This window comes from Pseudomonas sp. MF09156, assembly GCF_059862305.1.
In genome coordinates this window covers 111,600-125,788 of the sequence record NZ_JCBCUR010000013.1, presented here as the reverse complement: position 1 = coordinate 125,788, position 14,189 = coordinate 111,600, and the positions used below count along the sequence as shown (strand labels likewise).

Annotated in this window: 11 protein-coding genes; 5 read left to right on the top strand and 6 right to left on the bottom strand. The window is 63.2% G+C overall.

All coding sequences use genetic code 11. From position 1 onward, the window contains the following. Positions 1-34: 34 nt before the first annotated feature. Entirely contained in the window at positions 35-1,123 is a 1,089-nt protein-coding gene (locus tag AC19YY_RS23345; RefSeq protein ID WP_169951161.1) for an endonuclease/exonuclease/phosphatase family protein, read from the top strand. Positions 1,124-1,265: 142 nt separating this feature from the next. On the opposite strand, the gene hrpB is transcribed toward AC19YY_RS23345, so the two are convergent. After that, positions 1,266-3,773, bottom strand: a complete 2,508-nt coding sequence (gene hrpB, locus AC19YY_RS23340) for an ATP-dependent helicase HrpB (RefSeq protein WP_432754660.1) — start codon at positions 3,771-3,773, stop codon at positions 1,266-1,268. A 235-nt stretch (positions 3,774-4,008) separates the two neighbouring features. On the opposite strand from hrpB, the gene pmcY reads away from it, so the two are divergent. Both pmcY and AC19YY_RS23330 read left to right on the top strand, forming a co-directional pair. Next, on the top strand, positions 4,009-4,428 hold the full coding sequence (gene pmcY / locus AC19YY_RS23335) for a periplasmic Zn2+ metallochaperone PmcY (RefSeq protein ID WP_500604940.1): 420 nt from the start codon (positions 4,009-4,011) through the stop codon (positions 4,426-4,428). Positions 4,429-4,443: 15 nt separating this feature from the next. Beyond that, the gene (locus AC19YY_RS23330) at positions 4,444-5,337 is read left to right on the top strand and encodes a cation diffusion facilitator family transporter (protein WP_169951167.1); all 894 of its coding nucleotides are present in this window, start codon (positions 4,444-4,446) and stop codon (positions 5,335-5,337) included. On the opposite strand, the gene AC19YY_RS23325 is transcribed toward AC19YY_RS23330, so the two are convergent. Then, positions 5,334-6,341, bottom strand: a complete 1,008-nt coding sequence (locus AC19YY_RS23325; RefSeq protein ID WP_170041680.1) for a DUF6515 family protein — start codon at positions 6,339-6,341, stop codon at positions 5,334-5,336. The two genes, AC19YY_RS23330 and AC19YY_RS23325, sit on opposite strands and share 4 nt — an antisense overlap. A gap of 417 nt (positions 6,342-6,758) precedes the next feature. Here AC19YY_RS23325 and AC19YY_RS23320 point away from each other — a divergent pair, with 417 nt between their 5' ends. Beyond that, positions 6,759-7,238 carry an Lrp/AsnC family transcriptional regulator gene (locus AC19YY_RS23320; protein WP_003176264.1) on the top strand — a complete coding sequence of 160 codons (480 nt, stop codon included), beginning with the start codon at positions 6,759-6,761 and terminating at the stop codon, positions 7,236-7,238. A gap of 227 nt (positions 7,239-7,465) precedes the next feature. Continuing rightward, on the top strand, positions 7,466-7,675 hold the full coding sequence (locus AC19YY_RS23315) for a DUF2788 domain-containing protein (protein WP_038448064.1): 210 nt from the start codon (positions 7,466-7,468) through the stop codon (positions 7,673-7,675). Here the strand turns inward: AC19YY_RS23315 and AC19YY_RS23310 are convergent. From AC19YY_RS23310 to AC19YY_RS23295, 4 genes are all read right to left on the bottom strand, one after another. After that, positions 7,670-8,305 carry a pseudouridine synthase gene (locus AC19YY_RS23310; RefSeq protein WP_262376926.1) on the bottom strand — a complete coding sequence of 212 codons (636 nt, stop codon included), beginning with the start codon at positions 8,303-8,305 and terminating at the stop codon, positions 7,670-7,672. The two genes, AC19YY_RS23315 and AC19YY_RS23310, sit on opposite strands and share 6 nt — an antisense overlap. 70 nt (positions 8,306-8,375) lie before the next feature. Then, complete coding sequence (gene amn / locus AC19YY_RS23305; protein ID WP_170041679.1) at positions 8,376-9,839, bottom strand: AMP nucleosidase; 1,464 nt, start codon at positions 9,837-9,839, stop codon at positions 8,376-8,378. A 210-nt stretch (positions 9,840-10,049) separates the two neighbouring features. Continuing rightward, positions 10,050-11,699, bottom strand: a complete 1,650-nt coding sequence (locus AC19YY_RS23300) for an acyl-CoA dehydrogenase family protein (protein ID WP_169951171.1) — start codon at positions 11,697-11,699, stop codon at positions 10,050-10,052. An 88-nt stretch (positions 11,700-11,787) separates the two neighbouring features. Then, positions 11,788-14,157 carry a hybrid sensor histidine kinase/response regulator gene (locus AC19YY_RS23295; RefSeq protein WP_172312294.1) on the bottom strand — a complete coding sequence of 790 codons (2,370 nt, stop codon included), beginning with the start codon at positions 14,155-14,157 and terminating at the stop codon, positions 11,788-11,790. Between the last annotated feature and the right edge of the window lie 32 nt (positions 14,158-14,189).

Genomic DNA, 14,189 nt, shown 5'->3' with positions numbered 1-14,189 from the left:
CGGGGCCTGTTCAGCAGCGCCATAAGGCGAGCCGATGACCCGTTTACTGCGTACCACCCTGGTGGGCCTGCTGATCCTCGCAGGCTTGCTGACCGCCCTAGTCTACAGCCTGACCTGGCGCCCCGCCGAAAAAGAGACCTTGCCCGTAAGCTGTGTCGCCCCGCGTGCGCCGACGCTGCTGCCCGGCCAGGCGCTCAAGGTGATGACCTGGAACGTGCAATACCTGGCCGGCAAAAACTACGTGTTCTGGTACGACACCCCCGACGGCAGCGGCCCGGACGAGCGCCCCACTATCGAAGACATGGCCTCCAGCCTGGACGAAGTGGCGCGGGTGATCCGCGACGAACAGCCAGACGTGCTGTTGCTGCAGGAACTGGACGAAGGCGCCAAGCCATCCCATTACCAGGATCAACTGGCGCTGCTCCAGGAGCGCCTGGTGGACCTCTATCCGTGCAGCGTCCAGGCCTTCGACTGGAAAGCCGACTTTGTGCCCGACTGGCATATCTTCGGCAGTGTTGGCCGCAAGCTGGTGACCCTGAGCCGCTACCAGATCGAACATGCCGAGCGCCTGCAACTGCCGGTGGCCCCGGCCAACCTGATCAGCCGTCAGTTCCAGCCCAAGCCTGCGTTGCTGCTCAGCTACCTGCCGTTGAGCGACGGCGGCCAACTGGCGGTGCTCAACACTCGCCTGGACAACGCCGCACCCGGCCACAGCGCAGTGCGCGAGCAGGTGCAGGCGACCATCAAGCTGCTGGATAAATTCGAAAGCCGGGGCACGCCGTGGCTGATTGGCGGGGATTTCAACCTGCTGCCGCTGGGGCAATTCCTACGCCTGGACGCCGGCAGACGCGGGCAGTATTCGCCGGACAGTGAACTGCATCTGCTGTGGGACAAATATCCGATGGTCCCCAGCAACAGCCAATCCAGCGGGATTGACCGGGCGCAGTGGCTGACCCACTTCCCCAACGACCCGGGCCTCGATGGGCCGGATCGCACGGTGGATTATCTGTTCTATAGCCCTAGGCTGAAGAAGGTTGAAGCGCGGGTGAGGCAGGACGATACGTTGCGTATTTCCAATCACCTGCCGGTGATTGCGCGGTTCCTGCTGCCCGCTGCGCAATAGCCCACAGCACACAACCGGATGTGGAATAGGGTTTGCGTAGGAGCTGGCTTGCCTGCGATAGCGGTCTGTCAGCCAGAACCTGACCAACTGACCCACCGCTATCGCAGGCAAGCCAGCTTCTACATTTGGATATTAAGCATGATTATTTGCGCGGCTTGATCCGCGCAGTCGCCTCCGCCACCAGCGGGTCATCCGGCCAGTAATGCTTGGGGTACCGCCCTTTTAGATCCTTCTTCACCTCGGCGTAGGTACTGCGCCAGAAGTTCGCCAGATCCTGGGTCACCTGCACCGGCCGCCGCGCTGGCGACAGCAGGTGCAACTTCACCACCTGCCGCCCACCGGCAATGCGCGGAGTGTCGGCCAGGCCGAACAGCTCCTGCAGGCGCACCGCGAGAATCGGCGGCTGCTCACTGTAATCCAGGCGTACCGATGAGCCCGACGGCACTTTCAAATGCTGGGGCGCCAATTCGTCCAGGCGCTGGGGCAGCGGCCAGGGCAACAGGTTGTGCAGGAAGCTGGAGATGTCCAGGTTGGCGAAATGGCTCAAGCGCGAGACCTTGCCCAGGTACGGCATCAACCAGCGCTCCAGGCTGGCGAGCAAGGCGCTGTCACTGACGTCGGGCCATTCGCTGGGTTTGCCGGCGTCCAGTTGGCGCAACAACGTGACACGGGCCTGCCACTGGCGCAGTTCCGGGGTCCAGGGCAGCAGTTCCAGGCCTTTGCGTCGCACCAGGTTGACCAGCGCCTGACTGCGGGCGGACTCGTCCAGGCCAGTCAGTGGCTCGCGGCTGAGCACCAATTCACCGACCTTGCGCTGGCGCTCGGCACGCAATACACCTTCGCGTTCGTCCCAATCCAACTGATCGAAGCTGCGCACTTGCTCGGCCAATACCGAATCGAACAATGCCGGATCGAAGTCGGCGGCCAGGTAGATCCGCTCCTCACGCTGCCCCTGGCGGCTGCCCAGGTCGGCGATGACCAGCCACGGCTGTTTCATCAGGCTGTCGGCTTCGGCAAACAGCGCCGCGCGGCCATTGGCCAGGCGATACTCAGCGCCGCCGGCGCGGCGTTGCTGGGCCACCCGGTCCGGGTAGGCCAACGCCAGCAAGGCACCCAGCCAGCGCGGATGATCGGGATCGGCCACCGGTTGCTCGGCCTTGCCTCTGAGATAGCCGCGATATTGCCGCGCCAACTGCCTGGCCCGCTGCACACCACCTTGAGTGCCACGGGCCCGCTCCTCGCCGGACAGCAATGCCAGGCGACTGTGCAAATCCGCGCCCGCGCCGCGCAGGATGTCGCGCTCGCCCAGTAGCGCGGCGACATCACAGGCCATATTCGCCAACCCCAGGTCCTGACCGCGCAACAACAAATGCGCGATACGTGGGTGCGCCGGCAGGCTGGCCATTTTCTGCCCGTGGGTGGTCAAGCTCGCGTCCTTCAACGCGCCCAGACGCTCAAGCAGATCCTGGGCCTGGGCATAGGCGGCGGTGGGCGGCACATCGAGCCACACCAGTTGCGTCGGCGTCACGCCCCAACGCGTCAGTTGCAGGGCCAGGCCGGCCAGGTCCGCCGAGAGGATCTCTGCGCTGCCATAGGCCGCCAGCCCTTCATGCTGGTCCTCGGACCACAGGCGGTAACATACGCCAGGCTCCAATCGCCCGGCCCGGCCGGCGCGCTGAGTGGCACTGGCACGGGAGATGCGCTGGGTGTCGAGGCGGGTCATGCCACTGCCTGGGTCGAAACGCGGGACCCGTGCCAACCCGGCGTCTATCACCACCCGCACGCCATTGATGGTCAGGCTGGTCTCGGCAATGTTGGTGGCCAGCACCACTTTGCGTTTGCCCGCCGGCGCCGGGTCGATGGCTGCCCGCTGGGCTGTCAGGTCGAGTTCGCCGTGCAGCGGGCAGAGCAGCACGTCGCTGCGCTCACCGAGGGCGTCCGCCAACTGCTGATTGACCCGGCGAATCTCCGCCTGCCCTGGCAGGAACACCAGCACGCTGCCGGTTTCGTCGTGCAGGGCTTCAAGGATGGTCTGCACCAGCCGCGGCTCGATAAATTCACCGGGCTGGAATGGCCGGCCCCAGCGCATCTGCACCGGGTACATGCGCCCTTCACTGCGCAGGATCGGCGCGTCGCCCAGCAGACCCGACAGGCGTTCGCCTTCGAGGGTGGCAGACATCAGGAGGATTTTCAGCGGCTGCTCGTCACGAAACAGCTCGCGGCCGTTCAGGCTCAGGGCCAGCGCCAGGTCGGCGTCGAGGCTGCGTTCGTGGAATTCGTCGAAGATCAGCAGACCCACGCCGTCCAGCGCAGGATCATCCTGCAGGCGGCGGGTGAGGATGCCTTCGGTGACCACCTCGATCCGCGTGTTGGGGCCGACCTTGCTGTCCAGGCGGATGCGGTAGCCGACGGTTTCGCCGACCTTCTCCCCCAACTCACTGGCCAGGCGTTCGGCGGCGGCGCGAGCGGCGAGCCGACGCGGCTCAAGCATCAGGATGGTTTGCCCGGCCAGCCAGGTTTCCTGCAACAGCGCCAACGGTACCCGTGTGGTTTTACCGGCGCCGGGCGGTGCTTCAAGCACCGCTTCATGGCGCGTCGCCAAGGCTTCACGCAAGGCGGGTAAAACATCATCGATTGGCAACGAATTCATACTGGCTCCAAGGCATAACGGCGAGTATAACGGCGAACGGCTGGATATCGATGGTCTCTCAGGTGCTCAAATACGGCCACATGTGGGAGTTGGTTTGCCTGCGATAGCGCTGGGCCAGTAGCGGATTTGTTCATTGACCCACCGCTATCGCAGGCAAGCCGGCTCCCACATTTGAGCGATGGCACCAGGCAGATCTGCTTTATAGTCACACCCTACAAGTGTTCAGGAGAGTCCCATGCGTATTGCTTCCCGTGTCATCGGCGGTGTTCTGGCCGTCACCCTGCTGAGCCAACTGACGGCTTGCGGTTCGATTTTCTATCCTGATCGCCGTGGCCAGATCGACGGCAAGATCGACCCGGCAATTGCCGTGCTCGATGCGGTCGGCTTGCTGTTTTATGTGATCCCCGGCCTGATCGCCTTTGGCGTGGACTTCGCCACCGGCGCGATTTACTTCGAGCCCGGCAAAACCGCACAAGTGGCCCCCGAAAAACTGCAAGAAGCCATCGGCGCCGACGGCAAGGTGGATAACACCAAGCTGCAAACCATCATCGAGCACGAAACCGGCCGCAGCCTGCCGCTGGACGACCCGCGCCTGATCCAGTTCAAGGGCAGCGTGCAACAACTCGCCACCCTGGGCCTGCAACCTGCGGCATAAGGATTTGAGCGCCCCATGAGCACCAGCACCGAACACGCCCGGCTCTTGCGCCTGGCTACCCGCGCCTCGGTCGGCGTGGCCTGTGTCTTGATTGTCGGCAAAGCCATCGCCTGGTGGCTCAGTGGTTCGGTGAGCATGCTCGCCGGGTTGACCGACTCGCTGCTCGATGGCGTGACCTCGCTGGTCAACCTGCTGGCGGTGCACTACGCGCTGCGCCCAGCGGATGACGATCACCGTTATGGGCATGGCAAGGCGGAATCCCTGGCGGGCATGGCCCAGGCGCTGTTTATCGCCGGCAGTGCGGTGTTGATCGCCTTCCAGGCGTACCAGCGTTTGCAGCACCCGGAACCGGTGGGTGCGCCCTGGCTGAGTATTGCGGTGATTGTGCTGTCGCTGGCGCTGACCGTGGCGCTGCTGATCCTGCAACACCGGGTCATCCGCGAAACCGGCTCGAACGCGGTGCGCGCCGACTCGCTGCACTACCGTTCGGATCTGCTGCTCAATGGCAGCATTTTATTGGCGCTGGTGCTGGCCGCCTTCGGCTTGCATCAAGTCGATGCCTGGTTTGGCCTGGGGATCGCCGTCTACATCATCTGGAGCGCGATCCAGATCGCCCGGGAAAGCTTTGCGGTGCTGATGGATGAAGAGCTACCGGCCGAAGTCAGCCAGCACATGCTCGAACTGGCCCAGGGCGTGCCTGGCGTGCTGGGCGCCCACGATTTGCGCACGCGGATCTCCGGCAACCACTGGTTTGTGCAGTTGCACCTGGAGTTACCGGGAGAGTTGAGCCTGTCGGTGGCCCACGGCATCAGCGACCAGGCCGCCGATGCCATCCACCAGGCCTATCCACGGGCCGAAGTGCTGGTGCACGCCGACCCGCAGGAAGTGGTCACGGGGAACAAGGCCTAGTAGGTCACCTGATACCCGCGGCTGCTCAGGCAGTTGCCCTGGGCCTGGCGGTAGGTTTGCACCACCGCCGGCGCAGGCGCGTAGGTGACTGTCTGGGGATCGAAGCCACTCTGCTGCACCGCCCAGCGATAGCAATCGTAACCGTCCTGCTGCACCTGGGCGGGCGATTGGCCGTTGGCGGGATAGGCCACCACGTCATAGCCGTTGCCTTGGGGCGCCGGCTGCGGCGGCAGGCTGGCGACCGGCGGTTGCACCACCACGTACTGCTGGGTGCTGCTCTCGTAGCTGTAATAGGCGCCAGCGGCGAGGAAAAACAGCGCGCTGCCGACCCACACTTCCCGCGCATAGTCCGGCAGGTAATGCACACGAATCCCATAGGGAGGCGTGACCACGACGTAGCGCGGGCCCTGGGGCCGGTACCAATAGCCGCCCGAAAAGAAATAATCCTGGCCGCGATAGGGCACGCGGTAATTGCGGTCGGGGAAGCGATCCACGGTGTAGCCGGGCCGATACTGCGGGCCCGGGCCCCAGCCATTGCCGTGCCCGTCGGGGCGGCCTGGCCAGCGGTTGTCATTGGGGTGGCCGTCGTAGCCAGGACGCGAGCCGGGGCCGCCAGCTTGCCAATGCGGGTTGCCATCATTGCGCCGGGGAATGTCACGGTAGTTGCCCTGGCGCGGCTCCTGGGTCTGGCCGACAGAATCGGGCCGGGCCTGGATCGGCAGATTGCTTCCCGCCTGGGGTGCCGGGTGCGGGGCTTGATTGCCTTGCGGACGAGCCTGCCACTGGCCATTCTGGCCGCCGCGCTCGCCCTGCTGGTTTTGCGGGCGGGGCTGGTTGTGTTCCGGGCGCGGCTGGTTGTTCCCCGGCCCTCGCTCATGCTGCCCACCACCACCCTGCGGGCCTTGGCCCTGGCGGGGTGCATTGTCTCGTTCGTCGGCCATCACCTGAAAACCCATGGTGACCATCAACACACCTACACCTGCCAAGCGCCAGATGGGCTTCATGCTATTCCTCACTGCGGATTAGGGCCTATGCATGAGACTGGAAAAGCCGGGCCCGGTTCTGCAACAGGTTAACAGTCACCCGCACAATTTTCGCCGGCAAAAGAAAAGGGGCGACCCGTCGGTCGCCCCTTGAGAACTTCGTCCTGGCTCAACGCTTATGACGTTGGCTCACCTCACGCCGTCTTGTGGACAGTGTGCAGCCCGGGGGCCGGCGCAACCCGGTGGGGTTGGCGGGCCGCAGCCGGCCTGATTGGGCGGGCTGCAGTGGACTCTATGTCCGGGCAGTGATTCTGTTGGTAATCATAGGCGTGAGGCGCTGGTAGATGATTGCGAAGATTGCGTCAATAAACAGTGCTTGCGCAATTTTTAACCCTGGATAGATAATTCGCAGCAATAGTTACGACAAAGGCCAGCCCCATGAGCAAACTTGACCGATACGACCTGAGTATTTTGGCGGAATTACAGCGCGACGCGAGGATCTCCAACCAGGAGCTGGCCGAGCGGATTGGCCTGTCGCCGTCACCCTGCTCGCGCCGGGTCAAGCAATTGGAGGACGACGGCTACATCTCACGCCAGGTCGCCCTGCTCGACCGCAAGATGCTCGGCCTGAGCCTGACGGCCTACGTATTGATCGGCATGGACCGACACACACCCGAGCGTTTCGAGAACTTTGAAGCGGCGATCCGCACCTTGCCGCAGGTGCTGGAGTGCAGCCTGGTCACCGGGATGGATGCCGACTATCAGCTGAAGGTGGTGGTGCCGGACATGGATCACTATCAAAAACTGCTGCTGGGCCACCTGACCCGGATCGAAGGCGTGACCAGCGTGCGCTCCAGCTTTGTGCTGAACCAGGTGCTCAACAGCACCGAGTTGCCGTTGACTCACCTGCGCACCTGAAACTCACCACTAACCCCCTGTAGGAGCTGGCTTGCCTGCGATAGCGAAATTTCAGTCGCTGATATGCCAGCTGACAGTCCGCTATCGCAGGCAAGCCAGCTCCCACATTTTGAGCGCGCTCAGGCGGTGACACCTGGGTGCGACGCACCGACGCAGGTCAACTTTGAACCTACCCCCTTGCCTTATACTTCGCGCCTGCCTTTGTCGGAAACTGCCCAATGAATTCGATTGACCCCGTGCTGTTTGAAGAGTGGATGATGACCGGCCTGGTCACCCTCCTGATCATTTTCATGGGCTTTATCGTCTGGGACCTGGCGAAGAAGTCCAAGGCCGGGCGCTTTGGCTCGCTGATTCTGTTCTTCGTGCTGGGCCTGGGCGTGGCCGCGTTTATCATCAAGAGCGTGGTCATCGGCCTGATCGAGTCCGGGGCTTTATAAGCGCGCCGGCACTTCGCGGTACTGGCCTTGGCCCAGGCCTTCAATCGACCAGTCGCCGATTTTCACCCGCACCAGGCGCAACGTCGGCAAACCCACGGCGGCGGTCATGCGCCGCACCTGACGGTTGCGCCCCTCGCGGATCACCAGTTCCAACCAATAGGTCGGCAGGTTTTTACGAAAGCGTACCGGCGGGTTGCGTGGCCATAGCGCCGGCTCGTCCAGTCGACGGGCTTCAGCCGGCAAGGTCATGCCGTCATTCAACTCCACCCCCGCGCGCAAGCGTTGCAGATGCTCCTCGGTGGGCTCGCCCTCTACTTGCACCCAATAAGTTTTCGCCAGTTTGTGCTTGGGATCGGCAATCCGCGCCTGCAACTGGCCATCATTGGTCAGCAGCAACAGGCCTTCGCTGTCCCGATCCAGGCGCCCGGCCGGATAGATGCCCGGGATATCGATGAAGTCCTTGAGGGTCGCGCGCCCGCCTTCGTCACTGAACTGGGTCAGCACGTCGAAAGGTTTGTTGAACAGGATCAACTTCGGCTCGGCCGGCGGCGCCTTGGCGACACGGCGAGCAGCGACATGGGGAGGTTTCACGCCAGGACGGCGCGAGTCGGGACGGGGCGGACGGGACATGGCAACGGAATATCTAACGGTCAGGGCCGACCATGCTAGTGGCCTGACCGTTAAATAACCACCCCGCTACTTAGCGGAACGGCGGCTCGTCAAAGCTGCGCAGCTTGCGCGAATGCAACGAGTTAAGCTCGGTGCGCAACAAGTCCACCGCCTCGATGCCGATCTTCAGGTGCTGGCTCACGGCCCGCTCATAGAACGCGTTGGCCGAACCAGGCAACTTGATTTCACTGTGCAACGGCTTGTCCGACACACACAGCAACGTGCCGTAAGGCACCCGCAAACGGTAGCCTTGCGCGGCGATGGTGCCGCTTTCCATATCCACGGCCACCGCGCGGGACAGGTTGATCAGCGGCCGTTCCTGGGCCCAGCGCAGTTCCCAGTTGCGGTCGTCGTAGGTCAATACGGTGCCGGTGCGCAGGCGTTTTTTCAGCTCTTCGCCCCTCTCGCCAGTGACGTTGGCCGCCGCTTGTTGCAACGCCATCTGCACTTCGGCCAGGGCCGGGATCGGGATGTTCGGCGGCACCACGCGGTCGAGAATGCCATCACGCCGCATATAAGCGTGGGCCAGCACATAGTCGCCGATGGTCTGGGATTGGCGCAGGCCGCCACAGTGGCCAATCATCAACCAGCAATGGGGACGCAGCACCGCCAGGTGGTCGGTGATGTTCTTGGCATTGGACGGACCGACACCGATGTTGACCAGGGTCACGCCGTGGCCATCGCTGGCCTGCAAGTGGTAGGCCGGCATCTGATAACGGTGCCAGACCACGCCTGCGGCAATGGCAGACGCTTCGCCATGGTCCATGCCTTTTTCGATGATCACGTTGCCCGGCAGCACCATGCGGATAAAGCGTGGGTCGCTGCGCAACTGCTCCAGGCCATGGACGATGAACTGGTCGACATAGCGGTGGTAGTTGGTCAGCAGAATCCACGGCTGCACATGGCGCCAATCGCTGCCGGTGTAGTGCACCAGGCGGCGCAGGGAGAAATCCACGCGGGCCGCATCGAACAGCGCCAGGGGCAGTGGGTCGGTGTTTTCCCAGTCATACAGGCCATCGGCGATGCCATCGGTGGCGGCGGACAGGTCAGTGCTGGGGAATACCCGCGCCAGGGTCGCGGCGGTCACGCCGGAGCCAGCCAGTTCGTCACCCTGCTCCACCACGTATGGATAAGGGATGTTCTGCTGGCTGACGCCCACTTCCACCGTCACGGTGAAGTCGTGCATCAGCGGCACCAGTTGTTCCAGCAGGTATTTACGGAACGCCGCCGGATGGGTGACGGTGACGCTGTAGGTACCCGGCAACTGCACCTTGGCGTAAGCGCGAGTGGTCTGTGGGACTTCGCCGTGGCAGTGGTAGGTCAGGCGCAGTTCCGGGTAACGAAACAGCGCACGTTGTGCGGCGTCGGGCTCGACGCGATCCTTGAGGTATTGCTTGAGAGCCTGGTTGAGCGCGCCGGTGGCACGCTCATGCAGAGCCGCCAGCCGGTCCACGGCCTCTTCGGCGGTTTGAACGACAACAAAAGCTTCGGTCACGGTAGGCTTCCTGTTTTCTTACATGCAGGAGGTCATCTTGCCTGCATCGCCGCCAGACGCAAACTCTGAATTGGCACGCCCACTCAAGATCAATGCAATCTCTGTGGGAGCTGGCTTGCCTGCGATGGCGGCGGGTCAGCCAATACATAGGTAGCTGACCCAGCGCTATCGCAGGCAAGCCACAGCTCCCACATTTTTTACCGGGTTTATTCAGAGAGACGGGGTTGAGCGGGCGACGATGGCCTGCACATCCACACCCCGTGGCAAGGTGCCATATACCCGCCCCGACGACTCACCCAGGCGGCTGGCTATAAATCCATCGCTGACACTGGCATTGCCCGCCTCCAGCAACAGCTTGGCCTGCAACGCCACGGCAATGTCCTCGGTCAGCTGTCGCGCCCGGTACTGGATGTCCTGGGTGTCCATAAACGCCGATTTCAACTGCTCGATATGCCGAGCCAGGCGTTTATCACCATGCCCGTCGCCCAACTCGACAAACAATGTTTCCAGCACGCCCGGCTCTTTCGACAAGGCCCGCAGCACGTCCAGGCATTGCACGTTGCCAGAACCTTCCCACGTCGAATTGACCGGCGCCTCACGGTACAGGCGCGGCAGGATGCTGTCCTCGACATACCCGGCGCCGCCCATGCATTCGGCGGCTTCGTTGATCATCGCCGGGGCACGTTTGCAGATCCAATACTTGCCCACCGCCGTCACCAGCCGCGCGAACTTGGCCTCCTGCTCATCATCCAGATGATCCAACGCCCGCCCCATGCGCAGGCTCAAGGCCAGGGCCGCCTCGCTTTCCAGGGCCAGGTCGGCCAGCACGTTTTGCATCAACGGTTGCTCACTGAGCACCCGGCCACCGACCAACCGATGAGCGCAATGATGGCTGGCCTGGGTCAGCGCCTGGCGCATCAAGGAGCTGGAACCGACCATGCAATCGAACCGGGTCATGGCCACCATCTCGATAATGGTCGGCACACCACGGCCTTCTTCGCCGACCATCCACGCCAGGGCCCCGCGGAATTCGACTTCGCTGGAGGCGTTGGAGCAATTGCCGAGCTTGTTTTTCAGGCGCTGGATATAGAACTGATTGCGCGTGTCATCCGGACGCTGTCTTGGCAGTAGGAAGCAGGTCAGGCCCTTGTCAGTCTGGGCCAGGGTGAGGAAGGCATCGCACATCGGTGCCGAGCAGAACCACTTGTGGCCCACCAGCTCATAGGGCTGGCCAGGGCCGCCGGCGCCCACGGGATAGGCGCGGGTGGTGTTGGCGCGCACATCGGTGCCGCCCTGCTTCTCGGTCATGGCCATGCCGATGGTTGCGCCGGCCTTGTGGGCGATGCCGACATTGCGCGGGTCATATTCGGTGTTGAGGATTTTTGGCAGCCAGCTATCAGCCAGGTCTGGCTGCAGGCGCAGGGCCGGTACGCAGGCGAAGGTCATGGTCAGCGGGCAACCGGTGCCGGCTTCGGCCTGGCTGTGCAGGTAGGTCATGGCCGCACGGGCAACATGCGCGCCAGGCTGCGGATGGGCCCAGGGCAGCGACGGCAGGCCATGTTCAACGGCGGTGCGCATCAGCTCGTGATAGGCCGGATGAAACTCCACCAGGTCAATGCGGTGGCCATAGCGATCATGGCTGCTGAACACTGGTTTGTTCTGATTCGCCAGGAACCCCGCCTCCATCAGCGGCCCGCCTGCCAAGGCGCCGTAGGTATCGATACGCGCTTCGGCCCAGCCCGCCCCGAAACGCCGCGACCACTCTTGCAAGGGCAGGTCGAGGCGATACAGATTGGCGCCGTCCAGGGACGGCGGCTGGTTGGTAACGTCGTGGGTTTCGGCGAACTGGTGCAGATTCATGACGGGCCTCCTGATAAAAGGCCACGTTCATTGGGGCCTTGAATTCAGTTAAGCATCGTCACCCCCCTTAAAAAAGTGGCATATGCGCCTAACTGCCGGCGCTTTCACCCTCTAGCGGGCACAGCAGGCGCCGCTGCAAGACGGCCTGCAACAACTCGAAACGCACCGGCTTGAGTAACTGCTCCGTCAAGCCGATGCCATGACAATGCTGGCGCGCGCTGCCTTGCAGGGAGTCGCTCAAGGCGATCACCGGCAGCTCAGCGCAGCCTGGCAAGGCGCGGACCTGGCAGCACAGGGAAAAGCCGTCCTCGGGCACATCCAGCAGCACCGCATCAAACGCCCCTTCCTGCAGCATCGCCAGGGCTACGGGGCCGCTGTCGGCCACTTTTACCCGGTAGCCCAACTTGAGCAACATGCCGCGCAAGACCAATTGCGAGACGCTGTTGTCGTCCACCAGCAGTACCGTGCAGTCCTGTGGCGCGCGGTGCAGTTCCACGGCCCGGGACGGCTCCGGCGGCACCGCGATCACCGCCACCTCCAGCTGGAAACGGCTGCCTTTGCGCGGTTCGGAATGATGGGTCAGGCGCCCACCGAGCAACTCGATCAACTGCCGGCAGATTGCCAGGCCAATACCCAGGCCGCCGTATTCGCGGGTGGTCGAGCCATCCACCTGGAAGAAACGCTGATACAGGGTCGCCTCATCCAACTGCGCAAAGCCAATCCCGGAGTCAGTGACGATAAAGGTCAGATGCAAATGGCCATCAGCCCGGGGCACCCCCACCACACGTACGCGCACGGCGCCTTCGTGGGTGAACTTGAACGCGTTATCCAGCAGGCATTCCAGGCACTGCATCAGTTTGCCAGCATCGCCCTCCAGGCGATCCGGCAACTCGCCCGCCACATCAATGGAAAACTCCAGGCCCTTGCCCTGGGCATTACCCAGGAACTGCTGGCGCAAGGTATCGAGCACCCCGCGCAGGCTGAACACCTGCGGCTGCGCGCTAAGGCGGCCGGCCTGCAGCTCGGTGAGGGTGAGGATGCCGTTGACCATGCGCATCATGTCCCGCGCCGAGCCGGCGGCGGTTTGCTGGTACTGGGCGAGGTCGCCGGCCAGGGGCTCGGTCTGCATCAGTTCCAGTGAACCAATCACCCCGTTCATCGGCGTGCGCAGTTCATGGGTCAGGGTCGCGAGGAATTCGTCTTTCAACTGGTTGCTGTGGGCCAGTTGCTGGTTGAGCACTTCCAGTTTCTGGCTGGCATCAAACAGGATTTGCGCCTGCTGTTCGCGCATCGCGTTGATCCGGTCGGCCAGGGCCAGGGACAACAGGGCGACTTCGATGGCCGAGCCGATCTGGCTGGAGTACATGGTGAGAAACACATTGGGCAGGTAGCCCAACACCATCATCGTGTTGACCACCCCGCCGATCAGGAACGCCGACCAGGCGATGATGAAATACCGCGCCACGCGCTGGCCACAGCACCAGGCCCTGATCCCGGCGACAAAGATGGTCACGGTGAAAATCAGCGCCAGCGCGGTCGCCAGGCGCAGGGCCAGGGCATAGCTGGTCATCAGCGACAACACCATCACCACCGCCCCCGTGCCCACCAGCACCAGCAGCAGCCGGTCCACCCAGCGACTATAGAGGGCGGTGTGCAGGAAGCTGCGGGCAAACAGGCTGCCAAACAATGCCGACGCGCCGATCAGGAACGGTGTCGCCGCATTCGCCCACCAGGGGTTGTCCGGCCAGAAATACTCCACCGCCGCGCCATTCACCGAAAGCTGGTACATGCCGAACGAGGCGATATAGAGGATGTAATAGAGGTAGCTGGTATCGCGCACGCTGAGGTAGATGAACAGGTTGTATACCAGCATCCCCAGCAGCACACCGTAGATCAGGCCCAGCACATACAGGCGCAGCGGCTGGTCTTCCAGGTAGGCGGTGCTCGACCATAGGGTCAACGGGGCCTGGATCGAGCCTTCGCTTTGCAGGCGCAGATAGAGGGTCTTCTCCTCGCCCGCCTTGAAATCGACATTGAACAGGTAGTTGTTCTGGCGGATTTCCCGGCTGGCAAACGGCAATGCATCCCCGGTGCGCCCGGCCAGGCGGTAGCCACCGGCGCCATCGGGCACGTACAACTCAAGATGATCCAGGGGCGGATAGGCCAGTTCCAGCAGCCAGGTGCGCTGGGCGTGGGGATCCTTGGGCAGGTAATGCAGGTCGACCTTGAGCCAGAACGCCGAGCGTGAATAGCCGGCATTGAGGGTGTCTTTATCATGGCGGGTGTAGCGGTTGGCCAGTGCCGCGGAACGGGCATCGGCGATAGTGACGCTGCCACTGGGATCTTCGAGGACTTGCATGATCCGGCCGAGGGGAAGGCTGCGGGTGGTTTCATTGAACTCGACGGCGCCGGCCAGCATCGGCAGCCCGCACAAGAGAAACATCAGCAAATAGCGCATAGAGCCCCAGCGTGGCCTGTCCGGTTATGTCA

What these genes read in the sequence shown, in the direction of transcription:
- hrpB (WP_432754660.1), bottom strand. Translation starts at nt 3,773, where the DNA reads ATGAATTCGTTGCCAATCGATGATGTTTTACCCGCCTTGCGTGAAGCC.
- pmcY (WP_500604940.1), top strand. Translation starts at nt 4,009, where the DNA reads ATGCGTATTGCTTCCCGTGTCATCGGCGGTGTTCTGGCCGTCACCCTG.
- AC19YY_RS23345 (WP_169951161.1), top strand. Translation starts at nt 35, where the DNA reads ATGACCCGTTTACTGCGTACCACCCTGGTGGGCCTGCTGATCCTCGCA.
- AC19YY_RS23325 (WP_170041680.1), bottom strand. Translation starts at nt 6,341, where the DNA reads ATGAAGCCCATCTGGCGCTTGGCAGGTGTAGGTGTGTTGATGGTCACC.
- AC19YY_RS23295 (WP_172312294.1), bottom strand. Translation starts at nt 14,157, where the DNA reads ATGCGCTATTTGCTGATGTTTCTCTTGTGCGGGCTGCCGATGCTGGCC.
- AC19YY_RS23320 (WP_003176264.1), top strand. Translation starts at nt 6,759, where the DNA reads ATGAGCAAACTTGACCGATACGACCTGAGTATTTTGGCGGAATTACAG.
- AC19YY_RS23330 (WP_169951167.1), top strand. Translation starts at nt 4,444, where the DNA reads ATGAGCACCAGCACCGAACACGCCCGGCTCTTGCGCCTGGCTACCCGC.
- AC19YY_RS23300 (WP_169951171.1), bottom strand. Translation starts at nt 11,699, where the DNA reads ATGAATCTGCACCAGTTCGCCGAAACCCACGACGTTACCAACCAGCCG.
- AC19YY_RS23310 (WP_262376926.1), bottom strand. Translation starts at nt 8,305, where the DNA reads ATGTCCCGTCCGCCCCGTCCCGACTCGCGCCGTCCTGGCGTGAAACCT.